This is a genomic window from Aeromonas sp. s13, from assembly GCF_040907905.1.
Classification (GTDB): domain Bacteria; phylum Pseudomonadota; class Gammaproteobacteria; order Enterobacterales; family Aeromonadaceae; genus Aeromonas; species Aeromonas veronii.
Map to the genome: position 1 here is coordinate 1 of NZ_JBFOCS010000009.1, position 8,811 is coordinate 8,811.

At 61.6% G+C, this 8,811-nt stretch carries 9 protein-coding genes; all 9 read left to right on the plus strand.

What is annotated here, in order from left to right:
• Positions 1–1,133, plus strand: a 1,133-nt coding sequence (gene nrfA / locus AB5Y82_RS01205; protein WP_368173546.1) for an ammonia-forming nitrite reductase cytochrome c552 subunit, incomplete at its 5' end; no start/stop codon positions are given.
• 53 nt (positions 1,134–1,186) lie between these two features.
• Positions 1,187–1,786: a cytochrome c nitrite reductase pentaheme subunit gene (gene nrfB / locus AB5Y82_RS01210; protein ID WP_368173547.1), complete on the plus strand. Its 600-nt coding sequence runs from the start codon at positions 1,187–1,189 to the stop codon at positions 1,784–1,786.
• Positions 1,783–2,463 (plus strand): cytochrome c nitrite reductase Fe-S protein, encoded by a 681-nt coding sequence (nrfC, locus tag AB5Y82_RS01215; RefSeq protein WP_368173548.1) that lies wholly within the window; start codon positions 1,783–1,785, stop codon positions 2,461–2,463. Before nrfB ends, nrfC begins: the two co-directional genes overlap by 4 nt.
• Positions 2,460–3,416 (plus strand): cytochrome c nitrite reductase subunit NrfD, encoded by a 957-nt coding sequence (gene nrfD, locus AB5Y82_RS01220; protein WP_368173549.1) that lies wholly within the window; start codon positions 2,460–2,462, stop codon positions 3,414–3,416. Before nrfC ends, nrfD begins: the two co-directional genes overlap by 4 nt.
• Before the next feature lie 307 nt (positions 3,417–3,723).
• Positions 3,724–5,691: a heme lyase NrfEFG subunit NrfE gene (gene nrfE, locus AB5Y82_RS01225; protein ID WP_111900094.1), complete on the plus strand. Its 1,968-nt coding sequence runs from the start codon at positions 3,724–3,726 to the stop codon at positions 5,689–5,691.
• Entirely contained in the window at positions 5,688–6,278 is a 591-nt protein-coding gene (locus AB5Y82_RS01230) for a DsbE family thiol:disulfide interchange protein (RefSeq protein WP_111900093.1), read from the plus strand. Before nrfE ends, AB5Y82_RS01230 begins: the two co-directional genes overlap by 4 nt.
• Positions 6,275–7,480: a heme lyase NrfEFG subunit NrfF gene (gene nrfF, locus AB5Y82_RS01235; protein ID WP_111900092.1), complete on the plus strand. Its 1,206-nt coding sequence runs from the start codon at positions 6,275–6,277 to the stop codon at positions 7,478–7,480. Before AB5Y82_RS01230 ends, nrfF begins: the two co-directional genes overlap by 4 nt.
• Positions 7,481–7,571: 91 nt before the next feature.
• On the plus strand, positions 7,572–8,201 hold the full coding sequence (locus AB5Y82_RS01240) for a DUF2268 domain-containing putative Zn-dependent protease (RefSeq protein ID WP_111900091.1): 630 nt from the start codon (positions 7,572–7,574) through the stop codon (positions 8,199–8,201).
• Positions 8,202–8,255: 54 nt separating this feature from the next.
• Entirely contained in the window at positions 8,256–8,708 is a 453-nt protein-coding gene (locus tag AB5Y82_RS01245) for an NUDIX pyrophosphatase (RefSeq protein ID WP_111900090.1), read from the plus strand.
• Positions 8,709–8,811 lie beyond the last annotated feature (103 nt).

Below are 8,811 nucleotides of genomic sequence, written 5' to 3' on the forward strand. Positions count from 1 at the left end.
GGGAAACCCTGCGTACCGGCGCCCCCAAGACAGCCGAAGATGGCCCGCTGCCGATGGCCTGCTGGAGCTGCAAAGGCCCGGATGTGGCCCGCGTCATCGACGAGCAGGGTGAGGATGGCTACTTCAAGGGGATGTGGGCCAAGGGCGGGTCGGAAGTAGTCAACACCATCGGCTGCGCCGACTGCCACGACACTGCCTCGAAGGAGTTCAAGGAGGGCAAACCTGCCCTGCACCTCTCCCGTCCCTATGCCGAGCGGGCCATGACCGCCATCGGCAAGCCGTTCAAGGAGCAGGGGCGCTTTGATCAGCAGTCCCAGGTGTGCGGCCAGTGCCACGTGGAATACTACTTCAGCGGCCCCACCAAGGCGGTCAAATTCCCCTGGGACAAGGGCACCACGGTTGAGCAGATGGAGGCCTATTACGATGAAATCGGCTTTGCCGACTGGACCCATGCCCTCTCCAAAACCCCCATGCTGAAAGCCCAGCACCCCGAGTACGAAACCTGGCGCGCCGGCATTCACGGCCAGAACAACGTCGCCTGTGTCGATTGTCACATGCCCAAGGTGCAGAACGAGCAGGGCAAGGTCTACACCGATCACAAGGTGGGGAACCCCTTCGATCGTTTCGAGCAGACCTGCCGCAACTGCCACACCCAGAGCAAGGAGATGCTGCAAGGGATCGTCAAACAGCGCAAAGAGGCGGTGATCGAGACCAAGCTGAAGGTCGAGAAGCAGCTGGTACACGCCCACTTTGAAGCCAAGGCGGCCTGGGATGCCGGCGTCACCGAGGCAGAGATGAAGGATATTCTGCAGGACATCCGTCACGCCCAGTGGCGCTGGGACTACGCCATCGCCTCCCACGGGGTGCAGATGCACGCCCCCGAAGTGGCCCTCAAGGTACTTGGCAGCGCGCTGGATAAAGCCGCTGACGCCCGCACCAAGCTGGCACGCCTGTTGGCCAGCAAGGGGATCAGCCACGAAATCGCCATCCCCGACATCTCCACCAAGGAGAAAGCGCAAGCGGCCCTTGGCATGGATATGAAGCAGTTCAACAGCGACAAGGCCCAGTTCCTCAAGACCACGGTCCCCGCCTGGGATGCCGAGGCCAAAGCGGCCGGACGGCTGGCACAGTAACGGCGCCTGCAGGCCCGGCGCCAAGTCGGGCCCGCAGCGGATGGAGGCTTCCTATGGGTGATTTAACGATGGATTTTTTACGACTGATGCTGATGGCAGCCATGCTGCTCACCAGCCTGCAGGGTCAGGCGGCCGAGCCGGCAGCAGCCCCTGTTCCAGCTACACATGAGGTGGAATTTTTACGCAATCCCGACAAGGCCTGCACCGACTGTCACAAGGAGCAGAGCGAGGGAATGCACGGCAAGCATGGTCAGGCGACCAATCCCAACAACCTGGCACCTGTCACCTGCACCAACTGCCACGGCCAGCCCTCCCCTCAGCACAGGGAAGGGGTCAAAGATGTGATGCGCTTTAGCCACAGCCTGAAGGATAAAGAGAGCATCAAGCTTTATCCCATCAGCGAGCAGAATGGAGTCTGCATGAGTTGCCACGAGCCCAAAGTGCTTCGCGAGGCGCTCTGGGCCCACGACGTGCACGCCACCAAGCTCACCTGCACCAGCTGTCACCAGTTGCATCCGGCCAAGGAGCCCATGGTGGGGATCCCGGAAAAATCCCGCATCAAGCTCTGCGTCGACTGCCACAGCAAGCAACATGAGGCCAGCAAGGCCCGGCAGGAGCAGTCCAAACTGGCTACCGGCAAGGAGGCATCATGAGCTGCTCTCGCCGTGACTTTATGGCGGGCATGGGCGCGGGGGCCCTTATCATGATGACGGGGCCGACTCGTTCCCTTGCTACCCCCCTCGCCCGCAGCCAGACTATCGATGAGGTACGCTTTGGCATGCTCCACGATGAGACGGCCTGCATCGGCTGCACCGCCTGCATGGATGCCTGTCGGGAAGTGAACAAGGTGCCACAGGGGGTCTCGCGCCTCGAGATCATCCGCTCAGGCCCCATCGGTGAATTTCCCGACGCCGAGTACCACTTCTTTCGCAAGTCCTGCCAGCACTGCGACAACGCCCCCTGTGTACACGTCTGCCCGACTGGTGCCTCCCATATCCGCAAGGAGGATGGCATTGTGGATGTCGACGCGGACCTCTGCGTCGGCTGCATGTATTGCCTCGCCGCCTGCCCCTATCAGGTGCGCTTTATCAACCCTGTGACCAAGGTTGCCGATAAGTGCGACTTTTGCCGCAAGACCAACCTGGCGGCGGGCAAGGAGCCAGCCTGCGTGGAATCCTGCCCCACCAAGGCGCTGGTGTTTGGCAATCTGGATGACCCGGACAGCCCCATCGCCAAACGGCTGGTGAAGGAGACCACCTATCGCTACAAGCAGGCACTCGGCACCTCACCCAAGTTGTACCGCGTGCCCAAAGGGGAGATAACGTCATGACCATACAAGCGGCATTTCACTTCCCTTCCCTTGTCTGGGACTGGCCCATCGCCATCTATCTCTTTCTGCTCGGCATCTCCGCCGGGGCCACCAGCCTCTCGGTGCTGTTGCGCCGCAATGGGGCAGGCAGCGAGAGCGGCATCATCAAGGCGACCGCCATTCTGGCGCCAGCGAGCGTGATATTGGGGCTGCTGATCCTTATCTTCCATCTGGCCCGCCCCTGGACCTTCTGGAAGCTGATGTTCCACTACCAGTTCGACTCCGTGATGTCGATGGGGGTCATGCTGTTTCAACTCTACATGGCGGTGCTGTTCGCCTGGCTGGCGGTGGTGTTTCGCACCGAGATCGAGACAATGCGCAGCCGGTTGCTGAAAGAGAAGTTCGCTTTTGTGGATGGGCTGATTGGCTGGCTCGCCCGCATCGAGCGGCTGCTGGCGCCGCTGTTGCTGCTGCTCGCCGTGCTGCTGGGGGCCTACACCGGCTTTCTGCTCTCGGCGCTCAAGACCTATCCGCTGTTGAACAACCCGGTGCTGCCGGTGCTGTTTCTGGTCTCGGGCATCAGCTCCGGCATCGCCTCCACCATCTTGCTGGCGGTCACCCTGTTCAAGGAGAACCACCACAGTCAAGGAGTGAGCTTCGTGCATCGCTTCGAGCGACCCGTGCTGGCGGTGGAGGTGTTGCTGCTGGTCTGCTTCTTTACCGGCCTCTACTTCGGTGGCGGCCAGAAAGAGGTGGCGATGTGGGCCGCCATCGGCAGCGGCTTCTGGGCTCAGGTGTTCTGGGTCGGCGTGGTGGGCATCGGCATGCTGCTGCCCCAGCTGCTGGCTCTGCTGACCCCGGCGCCCCTGCGGGAGCGAAACGGCCATCTGGTGCTGGTCTGCTGCCTGACCCTGGCGGGGATCCTGCTGCTGCGCTACTTCGTGCTTTATGCCGGCCAGATGACGGTAGTTTAAAAACCGGTTCACGCTCCTGTTGCGAGGCCATGATCAAGGCTCATGTGCTGCTCGGAATCCTCATGTATTCACATACACTCCGGTTCCTGCACTGCTCTTTACCTTGCTGGCGACCTCTCATGACGGATCGTGAACCGGTTATTGAAAGCTGGGGATAAGCACCAGCCGCCCTTCGGGTGACTGGCGCTTATTTATAACGATGAGTTTTTGCGATTGGTTGTTGCCTGGAGTGTGGATGTTATCCCCCTGCGCCGGTACGGTGCAGACGCTGCGGCATAACATAGACGAATGATTGACTGGAGGTTGTGTGCTGGCGGAGCTCGGCTATCTCTCACTGTTGCTGGCGGCGGCACTCTCCTTGCTGCAGGGCACCCTGCCCTGGCTGGGATTACGGCTCGCCTCCCCGACCCTGCTGCGCTACGCCAAGCCGCTGGCGCTGATCAATGCCATCCTGCTGTTGACCGCCCTACTGCTGCTCGCCAGCTGCTTTGCCCAGGATGATTTCACCGTCAGCTATGTGGCCCAACACGCCAACAGCGCCCTGCCCCTGGGCTTCAAACTGGCTGCGGTCTGGGGCGGCCACGAGGGCTCCATGCTGTTCTTCGTCTTTGCGTTGGGGCTGTGGGGCGCTCTGGTGGCCCTTTGCTCCAAGCGGGTCGATCCGCTTATTACAACCCGGGTATTGGCCATCATGGGGCTGATCGTCGGGCTCTTTGCCCTCTATACCCTGCTCTTCTCCAGCCCGTTTGACCGCCAGTTTCCGGGGCCGCAGGAGGGGCGCGATCTCAACCCCATACTGCAGGATATCGGCCTTATCATCCACCCGCCCCTGCTCTATCTCGGTTACGTCGGCTTTGCAGTCAACTTCGCTTTCGCCATGGCGGCGCTCCATTCGGGCAGACTGGATGGCGCCGTGGCCCACTGGAGCCGCCCCTGGGCGCTCGGCTCCTGGGTGTTTCTCACCGCCGGCATAGTGCTGGGCTCCTGGTGGGCCTATTACGAACTGGGCTGGGGCGGCTGGTGGTTCTGGGATCCGGTAGAAAACGCCTCCCTCTTGCCCTGGCTGCTCGGCACCGCCCTGCTGCACGCCCTGATTGTCTGCGAGAAGCGCGGCGCCTACGGCCACGCCGTGCTGTTGCTCTCCATCTTCACCTTCGCCTTGAGCCTGCTCGGCACCTTCGTGGTGCGCTCCGGGGTGCTCACCTCGGTGCACGCCTTTGCGGTGGACCCCAGCCGAGGCCTCACCCTCTTGTTGCTGCTCGGGCTGCTATTGACCTGCGCCCTCACCCTGTTTGCCCTGCGGGCGGACATTCGCGCCCCCTATGCCCGCTTTGGCTTGCTGTCAAAAGAGGGGCTGCTCGGCGCCGCCATCCTGCTGCTCTGCGTGGCCTGCGCCAGCGTGCTACTCGGCACCTTCTACCCCATGGTGTTCCAGTCGCTCCATCTGGGCTCGCTGTCGGTGGGCGCCCCCTATTTCAATACCATCTTCGTGCCGCTGGCCCTCTGCCTGATGGGGCTGATGACCCAGCTGCCGCGCCTGCGCTGGCAGCAGCTTGCGGCAGGTTCCCGGCTCAACTCGCTGTTGCCGCCGCTGTTTGGCCTGCTTGGCGGCGGGCTGCTTAGCCTTGCCTATCTGGAACAGGGATCGTTTTCCGGTAGCTGGATTGGCATCCTCGCCAATATGGTGAGCCTCTGGCTGATGGCCAGTCTGTTACTCCCGCTCATGCAACCGACATTGCTGCGCGAGTTCACCCTCAATCGGTTTAGCAGCTTGCTGGCCCACCTTGGGGTGGCGGTGTGCGCCCTTGGCATCGCGCAGGTGAGTGACCACAGTCAGGAGGGGGGCACAGTGCTCGGTGCCAACCAACCCTACCAGCTCGGCGCCTTCGAGTTTCGCTATGAGGGGCGCGAGCCGGTGATCGGCCCCAACTATACCGCCGAGCGGATCACGCTTAGCGTGCACAAGAGCGGTAAAGAGGTGGCGCGGCTGACGCCTGAGCGGCGCCACTACAGCGTGCGCACCATGAACCTGAACGAACCGGGCATCGCGTGGGGAATGTTCGGCGATCTCTACGTGGTGCTGGGTGAGAAGATGGGGCCAGATGCCTATGCCATGCGGCTGCACTACAAGCCGCTGGTACGCTGGATCTGGTTCGGCGGCCTGTTGATGATGGCGGGCGGCACCCTGCGCCTGCTCACCCGTCGCCCCTTGCTTGCCTCCCGCCCCGTTGTGGTTAGCGCCTCCCATCCCCGGCTCGAACAGGAGGCGTTATGAGATCCCGCCTGCGCCTCTTTCTTCCCTTGCTGCTGACCCTAAGCCTCGGCATCCTGCTCTGGCTCGGCCTTGGCAACAATCCCTACAGCCAGGATGAGGCGACGCTCGGCCGTACCCTGCCTGCGTGGCAGAGCGACAATCTGCTGGATGGGAGCCAGATCCAGACCACCAGCCTCAAGGGGGAGCCCTTTGTGCTTAACGTCTGGGCCAGCTGGTGCGCCAACTGCCGCGCCGAGCATCCGTTGCTCAGCGAGCTCGCGGCAACAGTGCCCCTCTACGGTCTCAACTACCGGGACAAGGGGGATGCAGCCCGCGCCTGGCTTATCCAAGCGGGCAACCCCTATCGCGCGATACTGGCCGACCCCGACGGCAAACTGGCCCTTGAGCTCGGCGTCTACGGCACGCCGGAGACCTATCTCTTCGCCGGCGACGGCACCCTGCTGACCCGTCATACCGGCCTGCTCACCCGGGAGATCTGGCAACGCCAGTTTGCCCCCCTGCTCGACAAGGCGCGAGCGGATGGGCAAATGAAGGCCGCCACTACTGCACCAGCTATTGCAATATCAGCTCGGGAGACACAGCCATGATGCGCCGTTCTCTTGCCTGCACCCTGCTGGCCCTCGGCATGCTGCTGAGTGCCACTGCATATTCCAGCGGGGTCGATACCTATCAGTTTCGCCATCCCGAGCTGCAAAATCGGGCGCAAGAGCTGGCCCGCGCCCTGCGCTGCCCCCAGTGCCAGAACCAGAATCTGGTGGAGTCCAACTCCCCCATCGCGCGGGATCTGCGGCTCGAGGTATACCGCTGGGTGGACGAGGGGCAGAGCGACGAGCAGGTAATCACTCGCATGACGGAGCGCTTCGGCGATTTCGTCCGCTACGCTCCCCCCTTCAAGGCCAGCACGGCGCTGCTGTGGGGCGGTCCCCTGCTGCTGTTGGGGCTGGCGCTGTTAATCCTGTTTCGCCGCCTGACGCGCACAAAGGTGCAACCCATCCCTGCCGTTAAGGCAATCGATGAGTCAATCCATCAACCCGCCGCCGATCCGCGCAGCGAATTGAATCTGCTGATCATGCACGGGGAACAGGCAGGCCTCTCCCCCGACCAACCACTCTACAGTGAGCTGAGCGCCGCCCGCCTGGCCAACGCCATCCCGGCGGCTGAGCTGGCCCTGCGCGCGCAACTGACCAGCCAGCATGACAATCGCGGCCGCAATCATCGGCACGGGCGGGCCTTGTTGCTGCTTGGCATCATGGCCATCGCGGCCGTTGCCGCTGTGTATCTGGGCACCGGCCGTTATCAGGCGTGGCAGGCGTATCAATCCCGTCCCGATCCGCTGGCGGGGTTGAGCCCGCGGGATCTGCAGGACAAGGAGCTGGGGAGTCTGCATCAGAAACTTCAGCGCAACCCCGCCGATCTCGACAGCTGGGCGGCGCTCGGCCAGCTCTATCTCTATCGGGGCGAATATGACAACGCCCTGCTCGCCTACCAGCGTCTCGCTCTGCTGGAGGGGGGGGCCAGCGCGGCGACTCAAGCCGCCCAAGCCACCGTGCTCTACTATCAGGCGGGCCAGCAGCTGACTCCCGAGGCAACCCGCCTGCTGGAGAGCGCCCTCAAGCAGGACGCGGGGGAAGTGAGCGCCCTGATGCTGCTCGCCTCCGATCACTTCCTGCATGGTCGCTACAGTCAGGCCATTGCGCTGTGGCAGCAACTGCTCGATGGCGAGCGCCCTCGCATCAATCGGGCCGCGCTGATCGAGGCGATCCAGACGGCAAGCATAATGGGCGGGTAACCCCTTGATTGAAGTAGGGTAATCGTGGTGATATGGCGCCGCGACCACGCAAGTGGCTCAGCACTCTCTTTCAATAGACAAGGATGTCTGGATGCAACTCACCCTGTTAAACGACTCGGGTAAATTCGATGGGCTCGATGACACCATTAGGCACGTCTTTGCCAAGACGGCCAACAAATTGAATGCCTTGTTCGATCTCTCCCAACTGGATGTCACCTTCAGCCCTTTTGCCGAGGGGGATGCTCCCGACTCGGGTATCGGTGGCTGGGCCATCAACATGTATCGAATAGAACTCCAGCTTGATCTGGAACGGCCTGATATCAAAGAGGTGATCATCACCGAATTGCCTGCCGTGCTGGCCCACGAAGTCCACCATATCGTGCAAAAGAAGAACAAGGTGGAAGCAGAAACACTGGCCGAAAACCTGATTTTTGAAGGGCTGGCCTGCTACTTTGAGCAGAGGTTCAATGGTGGCACTCTCCCCTCGCTGTTCAAGGAGTCTCATCACCATGACTGGCAATCGCTCCTGGCAGAGATGACACCCCATCTATCCAGCAAGCAGTTCAACTTTTTAGACTTTTTCTACTGCCGTGATAACCGGCCATTTCCCAAATATGCCGGTTACTGGGTGGGGTTCAATCTGGTGGCCAACTATCTGGCCAAAAGCGGCCTGAATGAAATAGAGGTCATGGGCCTACCCGCCGAGGCATATTTCAATTAACACGCCTTCACACTGTTCGTGGCTATCACAGAGCCCAAATCCGGAGAGAAGATCATGATCCCCATTCGCTGCAAGGCCGTCTCTGGCGTTGCCCTTACCACTGTCGATGGCGAAACCAGATTGCTGGTGATGAAACGGGTCAAGGGGGGCTTCTGGTGCCATGTGGCGGGCACGGTGGAGGCGAGCGAAACCGGCTGGCAGACCATTATTCGGGAGTTTGGCGAAGAGACGGGGATCAGGGTCACCGAGCTCTACAACGGCCAGTATCTGGAGCAGTTTTACGAGGCGAGCTTGAATACGGTGGAGGTGGTGCCAGTCTTTGTGATCTATTGCCCGCCCAATCAGGCTGTGGCCCTCAACGATGAGCACACAGACTATCGCTGGTGTTCCCTAGCCGAAGCAAAAGCGCTGGTGAGTTTCCCCGGCCAGAAGGCACTCTACGACCATATCTGGCACCACTTTGTCGACAACACCCCCTCTCCCCTGATGCGGGTCGATATCCGCTGACCGCGCACAACTTCCCCCTATAGATACAACACGCCCCCGGATGGGGGCGTGTTGTATCTAAAGCCAGCCAAGCGCTTTTGTTAGACCAAGCAGATGGCCTACG

Bases quoted from the DNA above. Each gene is read 5' to 3' on its own strand.
- nrfF (WP_111900092.1), top strand. From the start codon at position 6,275: ATGATGCGCCGTTCTCTTGCCTGCACCCTGCTGGCCCTCGGCATGCTG.
- nrfD (WP_368173549.1), top strand. From the start codon at position 2,460: ATGACCATACAAGCGGCATTTCACTTCCCTTCCCTTGTCTGGGACTGG.
- nrfC (WP_368173548.1), top strand. From the start codon at position 1,783: ATGAGCTGCTCTCGCCGTGACTTTATGGCGGGCATGGGCGCGGGGGCC.
- AB5Y82_RS01245 (WP_111900090.1), top strand. From the start codon at position 8,256: ATGATCCCCATTCGCTGCAAGGCCGTCTCTGGCGTTGCCCTTACCACT.
- AB5Y82_RS01230 (WP_111900093.1), top strand. From the start codon at position 5,688: ATGAGATCCCGCCTGCGCCTCTTTCTTCCCTTGCTGCTGACCCTAAGC.
- AB5Y82_RS01240 (WP_111900091.1), top strand. From the start codon at position 7,572: ATGCAACTCACCCTGTTAAACGACTCGGGTAAATTCGATGGGCTCGAT.
- nrfB (WP_368173547.1), top strand. From the start codon at position 1,187: ATGGGTGATTTAACGATGGATTTTTTACGACTGATGCTGATGGCAGCC.